The sequence below is a fragment of the Halohasta sp. A2 genome (assembly GCF_056175805.1).
The window spans coordinates 1-14,577 of record NZ_JAQFWV010000076.1; the positions used below are offsets into that span (position 1 = coordinate 1).

The 14,577-nt window shown below is 60.2% G+C and carries 14 protein-coding genes and 2 pseudogenes; 12 read left to right on the plus strand and 4 right to left on the minus strand.

Annotated features, from left to right (window positions below; translation table 11 throughout):
* Positions 1-60: 60 nt before the first annotated feature.
* From O2S87_RS15590 to artA, 3 genes are all read left to right on the plus strand, one after another.
* A complete protein-coding gene (locus O2S87_RS15590; protein ID WP_475409692.1) occupies positions 61-2,730 on the plus strand; it encodes a BGTF surface domain-containing protein in 2,670 nt (889 codons plus the stop codon).
* Positions 2,731-2,913: 183 nt separating this feature from the next.
* The gene (locus tag O2S87_RS15595) at positions 2,914-3,354 is read left to right on the plus strand and encodes a universal stress protein (RefSeq protein WP_475409693.1); all 441 of its coding nucleotides are present in this window, start codon (positions 2,914-2,916) and stop codon (positions 3,352-3,354) included.
* A gap of 228 nt (positions 3,355-3,582) precedes the next feature.
* Complete coding sequence (gene artA / locus O2S87_RS15600; protein WP_475409703.1) at positions 3,583-4,596, plus strand: archaeosortase A; 1,014 nt, start codon at positions 3,583-3,585, stop codon at positions 4,594-4,596.
* A gap of 116 nt (positions 4,597-4,712) precedes the next feature.
* Here artA and dph5 read toward each other — a convergent pair whose 3' ends face one another.
* A complete protein-coding gene (dph5, locus tag O2S87_RS15605; protein ID WP_475409694.1) occupies positions 4,713-5,519 on the minus strand; it encodes a diphthine synthase in 807 nt (268 codons plus the stop codon).
* Positions 5,520-5,573: 54 nt separating this feature from the next.
* Positions 5,574-6,233: a DUF6517 family protein gene (locus tag O2S87_RS15610; RefSeq protein WP_475409695.1), complete on the minus strand. Its 660-nt coding sequence runs from the start codon at positions 6,231-6,233 to the stop codon at positions 5,574-5,576.
* Positions 6,234-6,356: 123 nt separating this feature from the next.
* Between O2S87_RS15610 and O2S87_RS15615 the strand changes: the two genes are divergently transcribed.
* The 4 genes from O2S87_RS15615 to O2S87_RS15630 all read left to right on the plus strand — a co-directional run bounded on the left by O2S87_RS15615 (position 6,357) and on the right by O2S87_RS15630 (position 9,705).
* A complete protein-coding gene (locus O2S87_RS15615) occupies positions 6,357-7,730 on the plus strand; it encodes a geranylgeranyl reductase family protein (protein ID WP_475409696.1) in 1,374 nt (457 codons plus the stop codon).
* A 52-nt stretch (positions 7,731-7,782) separates the two neighbouring features.
* Positions 7,783-8,616, plus strand: a complete 834-nt coding sequence (locus O2S87_RS15620; RefSeq protein WP_475409697.1) for an aldo/keto reductase — start codon at positions 7,783-7,785, stop codon at positions 8,614-8,616.
* Positions 8,617-8,744: 128 nt separating this feature from the next.
* Complete coding sequence (locus O2S87_RS15625) at positions 8,745-9,455, plus strand: hypothetical protein (protein WP_475409704.1); 711 nt, start codon at positions 8,745-8,747, stop codon at positions 9,453-9,455.
* 58 nt (positions 9,456-9,513) lie between these two features.
* On the plus strand, positions 9,514-9,705 hold the full coding sequence (locus tag O2S87_RS15630) for a DUF7333 family protein (RefSeq protein ID WP_475409698.1): 192 nt from the start codon (positions 9,514-9,516) through the stop codon (positions 9,703-9,705).
* A 54-nt stretch (positions 9,706-9,759) separates the two neighbouring features.
* On the opposite strand, the gene O2S87_RS15635 is transcribed toward O2S87_RS15630, so the two are convergent.
* Both O2S87_RS15635 and O2S87_RS15640 read right to left on the minus strand, forming a co-directional pair.
* Positions 9,760-10,860, minus strand: a complete 1,101-nt coding sequence (locus O2S87_RS15635; protein ID WP_475409699.1) for a DUF373 family protein — start codon at positions 10,858-10,860, stop codon at positions 9,760-9,762.
* Between the two features lie 77 nt (positions 10,861-10,937).
* Entirely contained in the window at positions 10,938-11,849 is a 912-nt protein-coding gene (locus O2S87_RS15640) for a coiled-coil protein (protein WP_475409700.1), read from the minus strand.
* Between the two features lie 314 nt (positions 11,850-12,163).
* On the opposite strand from O2S87_RS15640, the gene O2S87_RS15645 reads away from it, so the two are divergent.
* The 5 genes and pseudogenes from O2S87_RS15645 to O2S87_RS15665 all read left to right on the plus strand — a co-directional run.
* Positions 12,164-12,349: a hypothetical protein gene (locus O2S87_RS15645; RefSeq protein ID WP_475409701.1), complete on the plus strand. Its 186-nt coding sequence runs from the start codon at positions 12,164-12,166 to the stop codon at positions 12,347-12,349.
* Positions 12,350-12,490: 141 nt separating this feature from the next.
* Positions 12,491-12,922, plus strand: coding sequence for a DUF371 domain-containing protein (locus tag O2S87_RS15650; RefSeq protein ID WP_475409705.1), 432 nt, complete (start codon positions 12,491-12,493; stop codon positions 12,920-12,922).
* A gap of 46 nt (positions 12,923-12,968) precedes the next feature.
* Positions 12,969-13,949: an arsenic resistance protein gene (locus tag O2S87_RS15655; protein WP_475409702.1), complete on the plus strand. Its 981-nt coding sequence runs from the start codon at positions 12,969-12,971 to the stop codon at positions 13,947-13,949.
* Between the two features lie 75 nt (positions 13,950-14,024).
* Positions 14,025-14,345 (plus strand): annotated as a pseudogene (locus O2S87_RS15660) (endonuclease III domain-containing protein); the annotation flags it as partial.
* A gap of 49 nt (positions 14,346-14,394) precedes the next feature.
* A pseudogene (locus tag O2S87_RS15665) lies at positions 14,395-14,577 on the plus strand (IS4 family transposase); the annotation flags it as partial.

Genomic DNA, 14,577 nt, shown 5'->3' on the forward strand with positions numbered 1-14,577 from the left:
GTCTCAACCGCCACGAGATTAAAGAACTCGTCTATCCAAGGCTCATCTTGCAGGGTTTGAGTGCTGCTGGACACGGCTTCTCAACCCTGCTCTTTCGTATGCGACGTATTCTATGACACCCTCTATAGCAACAAATTACGCGCCGTCTTTTTGGCGTTCATCATGGTCACCAGCGTCTTCGCTGGGACCGTGGCGTTCACCGGGAGTGCGGCCGCAGCCGCTGCGACCGGTGGCGACACCGAACTCGAATCCGGCTCGACGAATTGGGAAGGCCAAGAACTGGCATTCAACACGAATAACTCCTCTGCGAGTGCAGACCTGCAAATAACTGACGCGACAGTCGAACTCCGAGAATGGGAGGGCGAGGATGGTATCGGTGGTCTCGAAGATCAGATTGTCGTTGACGACAACGGTGATGCAACCATCGAAACCGAAGGTCTCGACGGAGACTATGTACTCGAATACGAGGACGATGTCCTTGAGTTCGGTTCGGACGGTGAACTCGACGATCGTCTCTCGGAATCAAGCGGTTCCGAAGGTGACTTCGAGATAACCCAACAGGACCTCAGTGTCGACTTCGACGCTGATGAGGTCAACGACGATGAGACGACGTACCTCAGCCTCGACACGAACCGTGGCGAGTCGGACATCGTTGTCCACGCGAACGGTGACCTCGATGCTGAAGATCTCGAATCCATCTTCGACGACAGCGATAGTGGCACTGACTACACGCTCGCTTCGCCCGATAGCGATGAAGAAGACGATCTCGACGACGAGTACGGTCTCAACGGAGACGATGCAGTCGTTCTCGAGAACGTTGGCGATCTCGACGCGGACGATGAGAACGGCCCAGCCGACTTCAGTGATATTGACGAGGGAGAGTACGACTTCCAGTTCGATGTCTCTGACACCGCCGCTCAGGATTCAGCATCCATTGAGGTGACCGAAGAAGATGTCGACGCAGCCTTCGAAGAGGCAGTCGTGACTGACACCGCCGGTGACATCGTCGAGTTCACCGTCGAGATGGAAGACACCGACGACGCCTTCGTCCAGATCGGCGACGAGGACGCTGGTTTCATCGATGTGATCTATGTCGAAGACAGCGATGATGACGATGAAGCAACCTTCGAAGTCAACACCCGAACGCTCGGGACGAACGTCTCAACCGATGAGGTGTACAACTCGGACGACGACATCACTAGTGAAGTTCACGGCGATGGCACAGATGCTCGCTTCTACGATGATGATGAAGACGATCGTTATTCCACTGATGGCGATGATGGTGCCAGCAGCGACTTTGAGAACTATCTCGACGAACTCGGCCTGATCAATGCCGAAGACGAGACTGCCAAAGAGCAGCTCGAACGACCACTGCAGCCCACTGAGTACGATGTCCTGGCTGCCGCTGGTGCGGCATCCGGCGAAGGTGAGTTCGGTGTGAACGCGGACGGTGAATCTGAAGCGAACGAGGAACTCGACTCAGCGCTCCTCGAACTCGAAGTGCCGTCGATCGGCGATCTCAACACGTGGGTCGCTCCATCGGACGACGCTAACGAGGACGATTCGGTCGACGATCTGCTCGACTCAGTTACCGAGCGCGAGGAAATCGCTCAGGATGACCGACTCGTTATTCAGGCAGAAGCAACCGGCTACGAGGGCGCGCTTGTCAACGAACTTGGCAACTTCGAAGCTCTTGAAGACGGTGTGACGCTCGACGAATTCAACGGAATTCTCGACGACGAGGGCGACTGGAGCGGCGAAGGTATCAACTTCCACGTGGAAGCTGACGATGCAACGGGTAACCAAGACCCAACCGAGCTAAATCTCGAAAACGCTGACGAAAACGACGGTTTTGTTGTCTTCGACCAAGAGAACGGTCAGTTCTTCGTGGTCATCGACACCTCTGCCGGCGACGACGTCTTCTCGGACGATATCGAAGACGGTGACGAGTTCACCGCGACGATGGAGTACGAGACCGACAGCGACGAACGCTACGCGTTCGCAGACGGTGAAGCGGGACCGTACGAAGGTGGCGCTGAGGGAACCGAAAATGAAGACGACGGTGACCGCGACCCAGCTTACCCGTACTTCACTGCTGATTCGACCCAGAGCAGCGACACCATGTTCGAAATCGCCGAGCGCAGTGTTACGTTCGACAACCTGAACGCTGACAACGTGCTCGAAGCCGAGAACACTGAAGAATCCGAAATCAGTGGCGAGACCAACATCGCTCCCGGGACGGACAGCGAAATCAGTGTCTCTTCGACCGATGCATCCAGCTCGTTCCGCAACGGTGAGGACGTCGACATCAACGAGGATGGCGAAATCTCGGCCGAGTTTGACTTCAGCGAACAGGAAGTCGACGACGAGTTCGAGACCTCGTATGACGTTGGTGGATCCAGCATCGACATGGTCGACTCCGTAATCGTTGAATCCGACGACAGCGAAGAGCCAGAGGAAGACGAGTCTGAAGAGGATGAATCAGAAGACGACGAGTCGGAGGACGACGAATCTGAAGATGACGAGTCCGAGGATGACGAGTCCGAGGATGACGAATCCGAAGACGACGAATCCGAAGATGACGAGTCCGAAGGCGACGAGTCCGAAGGCGACAGCTCCGAGGACGACGGCGAGGATGACGATGGCGAAGAGACGCCCGGCTTTGGCGCGCTCGTCGCACTGCTCGCGGTTCTCGGTGCCGCCCTGCTCGCAACCCGCCGTCAGAACTGATCTGACGACGAACCCCGAGTAACTGCTGCCATCTTTCAACCACCGGCGCTGTGCCGGCTTTTTTCTTTCTTTCGACCGCTGAGCGACTGCGCTCGCCACGCATCGACGGACGCTTGTCGACCCAAATAGCAGCCGAGACAACCGGAGCGATTGATTCACAATAGTTGAGTCCAACGCTCTGGCATGTACGATACCGTACTCTTTCCAACTGATGGCAGCGAGACCGCAACCGAGGCCGCCAGCCACGCAATCGATCTCGCCGAGCGTCACGACGCCGCGCTGCACGTGCTGTACGTCGTCGACCACGAACGCGTCACGCGAATGGCCCCGAAGCTCGGCACCGACCACATCAAAGAAACGCTCAGCAAGGAGGGCGACCGCGCCACGGGCGAACTCGCCGAGCGGGCGGCCGACCACGGCCTCGAAACGAAAGCCATCGTCGAAACGGGTGCGCCCGCCGACGTGATCACCCGCTACGCCGACCACGTCGACGCCGACGCGATCGTCATGGGCACCAACGGCCGCACCGGGATGGACCGGCTCCTGCTCGGTAGCGTCGCCGAACGCGTCATCCAAACAAGCGAGCTCCCGGTGATGACTGTCAAGAAACCCGTCGACCAGTAACTCCCACCAGTTCGTCGACTGCCAATTCGTCGACCGCCTGTTCGTCGAGTAAACCCTGCGAGGGACGTAGCGGTCACCACCGGACCGCCCGACTGTCTCACGGTCGTCGATCTCCCACCGACAGCGACTGGTCGACCGCCCGTCCGATCGATGGACGCGAACTACCGGTTGGGCGGACTGTTCGTCCACAACGACAAGGGATTTATGAGCGCTGACCGATGTTCGGGTATGCAACGGGCGATTGAGTGGGTCGGTGCCGAACTGTTCACCGTCGGGCCGCTGTCGGACGCGTTGGGGTGGCTCGCCATCGGGCTGTTCGTCCTCGCCGGGATCGTCGAGTGGTACGGCCGCCGAACCCAGGTCGACCAGATGGACACCGCCCGGCTGATCGCGGTCAGCGCGTGGGTTGCGTTCGGCGTGTTCTGGCTGAACCTCTTTCCCGCGTTCGCGTTCGAACACCAGAGCTTCGTCGAAGGACTGCTGAGCCTCATGGCGTTCCCGGCGTGTCTCTACGTCGCCAAACTCCTGTACGAGGGCCGCGATACCCTGTTCGTCCTCTCGCGGGCGGTCGCCGTGATGGGACTTATTTATCTTCCATTTGAAACGATCCCTGCAATCACGCTCGCCGGGTCGACCATTCCGGCTCCCCGACAGCTCCTGATCGAACTGGTGACGACACTGACGGGCATGATCATCTCGCTGTTCGGCTACTCGCCCGCACTCGTCGAGAGCCCCGAGGGGTATATGGCGGCCTACCAGTGGCAGGTCGACGACGGCACCTACACCATCTCGATCGTGCTGGCCTGCACCGGCCTCGGCAGTATCGCCATCTTCGGCGGCCTGATCGCCGCGGTTCGAGCTCCCCTGATCCGTAAAATCCGTGGGCTCGCGGTCGCGGTGTCGATCATTTTCGTGCTCAATGTCTTTCGGACTGCGTTCATCTCGATCGTCTCGGGTAACCAGCTCATGCACTGGTTCCCCGACGTCGTGCTGTTCCTGTTTGGCGAGACAAACTCGATTCGCGTCTCGTTTCTCGTCTCCGATCGCATCATCAGCCAGCTGTTGGCGGTGGTCGCGCTCATCGGCGTCACTTATCTGGTCGCCCGCGAGATCCCCGAACTGCTGACGATCCTCGAAGACCTGCTCTACCTGCTGACCGGCGAGGAACACGACCTGCAAAACTCGCTCGACCTCCCACGTGAGCCCGCCGTCGAGCAACCCGAAGCCTCGCGGGCCGACTGACCCGGTCGACCCGCTGGCCACCCCATTCTCCCAGACGGGCGACCCATCGGTGAGCGTGGCAACTGCGTTTCGAAGTGTCGACTGCAATCAGCAAGAAGGATCGACCACCTGCCGTACTACTCGTCGGCAAGCAGGGCCGCAGGCGCGCCAGCCAGCGACCCGAGCGCGTCGGCCTCGACGTGGTGGAGATCGCCGGGAATCACCAACAGATGCAGCGGCTCGCCGAACGCCCGGTCGGCCAGCGCCGACAGCCGGTCGGCCACGACGAGGGGCTCGGGGCTCCCCGCGCGGGCCACGACGACCGCCAGTTGGTCGCCATCCCACTCGCCAGCCAGCAACTCAGCCGCATAGCTCGCGGTCATATACGGCTCGTGATGTTCGGGGCCGTCGCGCCGCTGGTGGTAGTCGACCTTGATATCCAGATAGACGAGCGTGTGGAGCCCGCGCTGTTGGTTGGCCTCGATCGAGTCGATCACACTTGGTGGGACGTCACCAGCGCCATGGACGAACGGAAACGGCAGGGTGACCGCCTTTCCGAACCGGTAGTTCTGAAGCCCGGTCAGCCCGCTAGCGGCGGTTTCGGCGGTCACACCGTGAATAATCCGTGTCTCGATGCCACGATCCGCGGCTCGAACGCGCAGATCGGTGTGGGTCGTCGAGATCATCGTGTCCCCGGCAGTGACGAAGGCGACGTCGTCGGTTTCGGCCGCCGAGAGAATCGGCTCGGGGTCCTGTTCGACGCCCGCGCGGTCTCGAACCGCGATCTCGATTCCGTGGGCGGCTTCGAGGTCGTCGACCGTCGCGCCGAGGAGTCGACTGGTGTAGAACTCGCCGAACACGCGGTCGGCGTTGCGGAGGGCCGCCTGGCCCTCACAGGTGATCGACTGCTCGTCAAAGAGGCCCAGTCCAATGAACGTAAGCATACGCTGGAAGAACTGCTCGACTCGAATAACAGTTGTTGAACGCCGGTAATCGACCTACTCGGCGGGGTGCTCGATCGCTTCCATGAGCGACTGGATCTCCTCGCCGCCGTCGACGCCCTCGGGATGGAGGCCAACCGCGAGCAGCACGTCGTCCTTGTGGGAGATCGACAGCACGTACAGGAAAATTGGAATCTCGCCGTTCTCTGAGCCTTCGATGCCGGACTCCTCGCTCCCGTCGGCTTCGACGACTGCCGAAAAGACCTCGACAGTGCGGTCGTCGTCGAGCACCGTCAGCTCGATCTCGTCTTCGCTCTCGATCTCTTTGACTGCGATATCTTCGTCGACCTGGCCCAGTCCCTCGTCGATCACACGCGTGATGAGCTCCGCGCCTTCAAGCCGAGCCAGTGGGTTCAACGACTGGCCACCCACCGAGCCGTCCGGGGTCGAAAACAGAAACAGCGAGAGCTGGTCGTCGGGGTTGGCGTAGGCCACCGACCACGTGCGGATGTGAACGTCGCGGCTGACGCCACCGACCTCGATCGTTTCGTCGAACTCGAGCTCTTCGGGGCCGTCGGCTTCGAACCCCTCGCGAGCCGATTCGGGAATCGCTGCGGGCGAGGCGGTGAACTCCAACTCGCCGTCCTCGCCGAGACAGCCCGCAACGCCTGTTAGTCCGATCGTGCCCAGTAGCGTGAGTGCCCGTCGACGGTTCATACCATGAACAGTCACTAAACATATATTTCAGTTTCGGTGGTTATCACAATCGATGATATTCCGTGGATACTGGCTAGTCACCAGATACTGGCCTTTTTTACTATGAGCCGACGTAGATAGGGTATGTCTGCCGAATCGTATACAGTCGTGATCGTCGGAGGCGGCACAGGCGGTGCCTTTGCCGCGGCGACCACGGCAACTGCGGGTCTCGATACTGTTATTCTGGAGCGGAAAAGCCGAGAAAACGCGGGTCATATCGCCTGTGGAGATGCGATCAAGGGAACCTCGACGTTTCCGGAGATCATCGATCTCGACTATCTCCGAGAGGAGTCATTCACCAATCAGTCGATCACCCGTGCGGTGTTCGAAAACACGGTCGACGACGACGAGATCGAGATCGGGTTTCGCGGGCCCGGAGCCGTGTTGGATCGCAAGCGCTACGGCGAGATCATCCTCGAAGAGGCCGAACGGCTCGGCAGCGAGATCCACTACGATACGGTCGTCCAAGACGTGGTTCAGGACGACGATGGCACCGTTACGGGCGTCACCAGCAAGCACAACGGCGATGTCGTCGAGTACGACGCCGAAATCGTCATCGACGCGACGGGTGCGCTGTCGATTCTCCAGGACAAAACCGACTTTTCGGGCTCGTTTTTCGATACCAACGTCCGCTACACGCAGTTCTGTTCGGCCTACCGCGAGGTGATCGAGGTCGACGAGCCCGTCGAGTGGGACGACGCTATCGTGTTCAAACCGACCGACGAACTGGGGTATCTTTGGTACTTCCCCCGGACGCCAACCCGAATTAACGTCGGCGTCGGCTTCCAGATGGACCAACCCGAGATGAAGATGATCTCCGTGATCGAGAACGATATCGAGTCGCGACCCGACCTCGTCAATCCGACGGTCGTCGACAAACTCGGCGCGGCGCTGCCAACCCGTCGGCCGTACGATTCGGCGATCGCACCGGGCTATCTGGCGGTCGGCGACGCTGCGGGCCACGTCAATCCAACGACGGGCGGTGGCATCCCTGGCGCGGCCAAATCAGCCCACTGGGCAGCCAAGCGAGCGATCACGGCCATCGATAAGGGCGATGTGAGCGAGTCGGCGCTCTGGGCGTACAACCGCGACGTGATGACCGACTTCGGCAAGCATTTCGCCGCGATCGACTGCTACAACATCTGGGGGACGGCCCACGACGTCAAGGAACTCACCGAGATCGTCTCGTCGGTGCCGGCCCAGCATCTCGCCGACGCGATGGCCGGCAAGAACACCGGTCCAATGCCACTATCGCTCAAGCTCAAAACGATCAAAGACACGTTCGGCCACTGGGAGAAGCTCATCCAACTCGTGAAGGTCCGCCGGAAGGCCGCCGAGCTCGCAGCACACTACGATCGGTATCCGGCCACACCGGCGGGCTTTCCAGCTTGGCAGTCGGTCCGCGACAATATCATGGACGAGATCTACGCGATCTCCGGGGCCGATCCGAAGTACTAGCTCGCGTCGACCACAATCCCTTTTCACCACCAACCCGAACCTGAGTACACAAATGTCCGATGACGATCCGTCAGTCGACGACTGTCCGACCAGCAACGACATCCCACTGCTCGGCCTCGGAACGTGGGAGAACGAGGACCCCTCGGCGTGTTCGAACTCGGTCACAACCGCCCTCGAAATGGGGTATCGACACATCGATACCGCCCAGGCCTACGGCAACGAAGCGGCCGTCGGCGAAGGGCTCAGCGCGGCCTCGGTCGACCGCGAGGAGATTTTTCTGGCAACCAAGGTCTGGATCGACAACCTCGCACACGACGACGTGATTTCGACGACCGAAGCCAGCCTCGATCGGCTCGGTGTCGACAGTGTCGACCTCATGTACGTCCACTGGCCTTCGCGCACCTACGACGCCGAAGAGACGCTCGCGGCGTTCAACGAACTGTACGACGAGGGTCAGATCGATCGCATCGGTGTCAGCAACTTCGAGCCCGACCAGCTCCGTGAGGCGATCGAGATCTCCGACGCACCCATCGTCGCCAATCAAGTCGAATGTCATCCGCTGTTCCGCCAGGCCGAACTCCGCGAGGTCTGCGAAGCCGAAGACGTCGAGCTCGTCGCCTACTCGCCGCTGGCCCGCGGCGACGTGATGGACGTGCCCGAACTTCAGGAGATCGCCGACAACCACGACGCGAGTCCCGCACAGGTGAGCCTCGCGTGGCTCCGCCAGCGGGGGGTCGTGGCGATTCCCAAAGCGACCAGCGAGTCGCATATCCGGGACAACTGGCGGTCGCTGTCGGTCTCGTTGAGCGACGACGAACTCGACCGCATCGAATCCATCGAGGAAACCGGTCGACGGGTCGACCCCAGTTTCGGCCCGTGGAACTAACGCGCAAACAGCGTTGATTGGGAACGAACTGGTCGACCGAAGGCCGTCGACCAAGGGGTTGGTGAACACAAAGTTCACATTCTCTGGCCTATCAGTACGAGTAAATGGAACGTCGATCACCCGGACTGATAGGCGCGGTCCGTATCGACATCGCGCGACTTCACGACACGTGGATGGAAGTCGTCTTTCCGCGCCAGCTCAACCCCGGTCACGTCCTCGGCAAGTGGCGACCAGAGACAGGAGTACAGAAAACCAGCTACTACCTCTGGGCAGTCGTCGGACTGTTGCCGGTGTTGATCGGGTATCCACTCTTGCTTGTCGGGTTTGGAACTCGATACTACGCAGCCAGACTCGACAGCGCGGCGGCCCGCCTCGGCATTGTCGGGGCGATTGTGGTCTCGGTGGTCGTCTGGGGAGCGCTCTCAGTAGTCGCCCGCATCCAATTCACGACAGAGGGGTTTTTGGCGGTCCTTGCGGCGAGCGCGGTCGCGACCGTCGCCGCAGCGGCGGCCGTGCTGTTTTCGCGCATCGGTGGACGGCTCACTAGCGTCCTCTTGGCGTACCCCTCGGCGATGACCGCGCTGTTCTTGCCGCCAGTGGTTGCGGCACTCTACTCGCCGACGCTCGGCAACGTCATCTTCCCAAACAGCGAACAGCTCGCCATATTCATTCTCGATACGGTGTTCGTCGTCGGTGGTCTCAACGAGATCATCCGCGAGCGGTTCGCACTCGAAGGTATCTACTACGCACTGATGTGGTTCGGACTCGCGGTTCCGATCGGCTGGGGGCTTGGCGTACTCGTGACGTTCGCCGATCTCATTCGGCCGAAAGACGACTAACCCCGGCTTTGGGTTCGTGTTTCGGAGTGTTTAGGAATCCAGAGACCCAATATTGTATATGGAGTTCACCCGAACAACGTCGATTGGACTGTTCGCTGCAGTCATCGCGCTCGGAACGCTCGCCCTGATCGCCGCACCGATGATGACCGCGTCGACCGTGCTAATGATGGTGCTACCGTCGATGATCGTCTTCGGACTGATCACGTTCACCATCGGTCTCAAACACGGCCAGTACCAGTCGACCCACTAGTCGTAGTACAGTCCACCCATTAACCGAACTACAGTCGACTCACGAACACGATCCTTACTGTTCTGCGGCCTGTCCGACGGTCCAGCGTTCGAGCACGGCCGTCACCCGAACGCCGACCAAACTCACGAAAATACCAGCCAGAATGTAGACGATGAGCCGTTGGACCGGTGCGAGCGTCATTGAGCCGACGAGGAGTTCGGTCTCGAACACGTACCCCGTGAAGCCACGGATCACGATTCCGACCGACAGCAGGCCGAACGGGAGGTTCAAATACGGTTTTTCGACGGTTTCGGCGGCGAGCAGTTCGTCGAGCAGTCGACCCACTCCTGCGGTGACCGCCGCCAGTGCGAGCCATGGAATGCTGTGGTGGACGAACGCGACGACCGCAAACAACGATTGGCCGCTGTCGACCCCACTGGTTTCGGAGACGCCTAACGCGCCGACAAACACCCCGATGACGGCCAGCCCCAGTGCGGCCACGTAGGTAACGACGGCGACTCGACCGGAGTACAACAGGGTCCGGCTCCACGCCGATACCGAGCCGACCAGCTCGTCGACGCCGAGTCCTTTATAAAGAACGCCGAGACCCAACAGCGCAGCCACCCCACCGATCGCGACGGCGGGCGAAAACCAAAACAGGAGTATGGGAATCAACAACAGGCCGATGCCGAGCGGCACCAGCACCGTCGTTCGGAGCTCTTCGTCGGCCAGAAACTGTTTGAGCAGATAGTAGGTCGACTCGATGTCGCGGGCCTGTCTGACGATCACACGGTCGACCGCGTCGACGCGGAGTCGGCTCTCGATAATCGGGACGACGCGCTCGTCATCGATACTATCGATAACGACGATGCTCTGGGTCGGTTCGTAGCGCTCGATGAGTGAATCGATCTGGGCGGCGATCGCTCGGTCAGCCGAGATCGCTGACTCGCGGTTGCCCGAAAGCACGGCGACCACTGCGTCTTCACCCTCATCGCGGAGTTCGCGGGTTACCCGGAGCGCTTCGAGCAGACTGTTGACACCTGTTGCTTCGGGTTCGGCAAGTCCAACGTCAATTACGAGCGAGCGGATGGCTTCCCAGCCAGCGACCGGTGGCTCAACACCAGCGCGGTCACCGATCGTATTATCGCGGTCGACACACACAACGAGCGTCCTCACAGCCGCTCAAAGCACACCTGGAGGTAAAAATCCCGTCGGTGTCGCCGTAAAAACCGTAAAACCGTGTTCGAGCCGAACTACAGGAGACCGGTCTTCTGGAGCTTCATCAGGTCCTCGGTGTCGAGGGTCTCGCCCTCTTTGAACTTCTGATAGATGTCCTCGGCTTCCTGCTTTTCTTCGGCCATCTTCTCTTGGCGCTCGTCCTTGCGCTCTTTTTCCTCTTCTTTGTCCAGTTCGCGGAGTCGTTTCTGGACGCGGACGAAGTCGTTGTGGTGACGGTCGGCGGCCTCTTGGGCCTCGACGAACAGCTCGTGCATCTCGTCGGCCTTGTCGCGGACCTCGTCGGCCTCGCGGTAGGACTCGATCATCTGGTTGTGGTGCTCTTGGGCCTGGTCTGCGAGCTCAGTCACCTTCTGGTGGTGCTGGGAGGCCTCCGAGCGGACTTCTTCGGCTTCGGCGACGAGCTCGTCGAGCTCACCGGTGTCGTCGACCTTGTCCTTTTTTTCGGCGAGTTCCTCGCGTTTGGCGTCGATCTTCTCGATGAGTTCGCGCTCGTCTTCGGTCGAGAGCACTTCGGTCTGCTGTTGGAACTCGAGGTCCTGAATCTCGGATTCGAGCTCTTCGATCGGTTTGCCGTCGTCGAGTTCGAGGTCCTCTTTCATCGCCTCGACCTTGTTGAAGAGTTTGTTGGCCTGGGCGTTGAGCTCATTGCGGCTCTCTTTGTGTTCCTGGACCTGCTCGTTGAGAGAATCGCGCTCTTCGCGGTGTTCTTGGGCTTTGTCGACCTTTTCGCGCGTTTTGGCGTTGAGGTCGTCGCGCTTGGAGGCGCGCTCGGAAGCCATCTGGTTGAGTTCGTTTCGTCGATCTCGAAGCTGGCCTGCGAGTTTGATCAGTTTGCCTTTCGAGCCGTTTTCGAGCCGTTCGTCAGTGAGTTCGACGTTGTCGGATGCGTCGAGCTCTTCGATTTCGTATTCGTTAACTACACTCATTGGTGAAACCTCTGTACCATCGTTGCTCCGGACATGGCTGTGGCCTGCCACTGTGCATGTGACCGTGGATAAGAATTTCCGATCATTCTGCGTGCGATGCCACCAGCGCCGGAGGCGTTCTGGTACCTTCGTATACCGGGGCCCACATTATAAACACTTCGGTGGCAAACCAGTGAAAAGAGCTACCATACCCCTCGATTTCGGCGTATGCGGGTGGTTCACATGATTTGTAGGTATATATAAATATCACGGGGTTTTTCACTTTCACTCCGCGGTTGGCTCGGTTTCATATTCGATGGCTGTAACTGTAGGATATGCTCAAACACCTGGCGCTCACGTGCGAGGACCCGGACTGTCGTCGACGGCTCGATTCGAATGCGCTCGCGTTTTCGATGCAGACGCCTGCAGGGACGCGGCACGCCTACGAATGTGACTGCGGGGCAGTGACGATCACGGTCGTCCGAGACAAGCGCGACCGGCTGTCGACGCGCCGGGACTGATGTCGACGCATCGGGACTGACCGAGACCGATCGACCTTTTCGGCTCCTCGATCGAAAAGCAGTATGGAGACAGACGAGACGAATACGGCCGAGACAGACGGTATGGAGGCCGACGAGATTGACCATACTGAGACGACTGCGATGGACGAATACGTAGAGACGATTCGTGCACACGGGCACGAACACGTACAGGCGACTCACGCGAGCACGTTCGAACTGACGAGCGACGACTGGCTCACGCCCGCAGGCGACTGTATTCTCGCGATCGAGGCGGACCGAACCCCTGCGGATTTCGCCGACGCGTTCATTGAGGCCGCCCAGTCGCACGACGCCAAGCTCACGGCTACCCTGTCGACTGAACACCACAGCCACACCATCACGGGCCGCGGCCATCCCGATCTCACCTTCGAGGGCGACCGCAGCGCGGTCGGGCGCACGAGCGACTACGCCGACGACCGGACGATCATGGTCGGAGCCGACGGTGCGGCCGACAGCGTCGACCGCGACCTCGTGGCGGCGCTCGCCGATGGTGCGGCGCTCACACTGGAGCTTCGCGTGCGCGTCGACGCATAGCCGAGAAACACATCTTTCAAGCGGCCTACCCGTCACGCCCTGTTACATGGATCTCGTTGAGAAGTATCAGACCGTCTTCGTCCTGCTGGCGATCGTCGTTGGACTCGCAGTCGGGCAGGTCGACGGCGTTCCCACCCTCGCGGATCGGCTGATCCTCCCGTTTTTGATGGTGATGCTGTTCGCTGCGTTCGCCGGAATTCCGCTCTCGCGGCTCCAGTCAGCGTTCGGCAATCGCCGGGTCGTCGGCTCCAGTCTGGTGGTCAACTTCGTCTGGAACCCGCTTTTGGCGGTCGGCCTCGGCGCACTTTTTCTGCGCGACCACCCCGCGCTGTGGGTCGGGCTCGTCATGCTGATGGTGACGCCGTGTACCGACTGGTACCTGATTTTCACCGATATCGCTGACGGCGACGTACCGCTGGCGACCTCACTTTTGCCCTACAATCTCGTCGTTCAACTCCTCTTGCTCCCGGTGTATCTCTACGCCTTTGCGGGGACGCTCGTCGACCTCCCGCTGGCCGTCCTGCTCGAAAGCGTCCTCTTGGTACTCGTGGTGCCGCTCGTCCTCGGCGGCGTGGCTCGCGTTGGTATCACGCGAACGAAGTGGTCGGCGTGGTTCCGCGAGCAGTTCCTCCCGACACTGAGCCCCGTGCAAATCGTCTTTCTGACGCTGGCTATCGGCGCGATGTTCGCCTCGCAGGGCGCGGTGATTCTCGATAACCCTCGCGTGCTCGGACTCATCGCGGTTCCCGTCGTCACCTTCTATGCGATCAATCTCGGTGTCGGCGTCGGTGTGGGTCGACTGCTGTCGTTTTCGTACCGCGAGATGGTGTGTTTCAACAACACGATCCTCTCGCGTAACTCGCCGACTGCGCTGGCGATCGCGGTGGTCGCGTTTCCCAACGAGCCACTGATCCCGCTGGCGCTGGTGATCGGGCCGCTGTTGGAGCTCCCGCTGTTGGGACTCATCGCGCAGGGCCACCTGCTCGTCAGCGAGCGAGGGTGGTGGCCGACCAACGAGGGCCTGTAATCGGTCGACGCTCACACCACCTGTCCGACGAGAGCCGGAGTACCGTTTTTATTCAATCGTCTCCTTTAACTAGCTATGGCAGACGAACCGGCCGAAAACATCAGCGGCGGGGCCGCTGGCGGCGGCCAGCCCGCCTCGTTCGAGCCTGCAACGGCGGGCACACGCGCCGAGTGGGTCGTCGACCGGCTGGGCGAGCTGTACTGGCAGAAAGCCTACGGCGGTCGTGACGCCTTCGAGTGTCTCGTCCGGACGATTCTGAGCCAGAACACGAGCGATAAAGCGAGCCAGCCAGCTCACGACTCGTTGATCGATCGCTACGGCGACAGGGAAGCTGACCTCCTCGGCGCGCTCGCAGCGGCCGAACAGTCGACGCTGGCCGAAACCATCAGCGGAGCTGTCCCATTTCGAGTATTTAAATTTGCTGTGAGTCCATCACATCCAACCGATGGGTACACGAGCAGATAGTACTCCTCGATCTACAGTTGGAGCTGAATTTTACTCGCTACTCGACGCAGTCGATAGCGAGTCTATTGCTGACGACTTCGAGATCGGGACATACACAGCAAAGCATGATTTTGACAATCATCTCAAAACTGCCGTTTTTGAGGGGATTAATCCGTCTGATTCA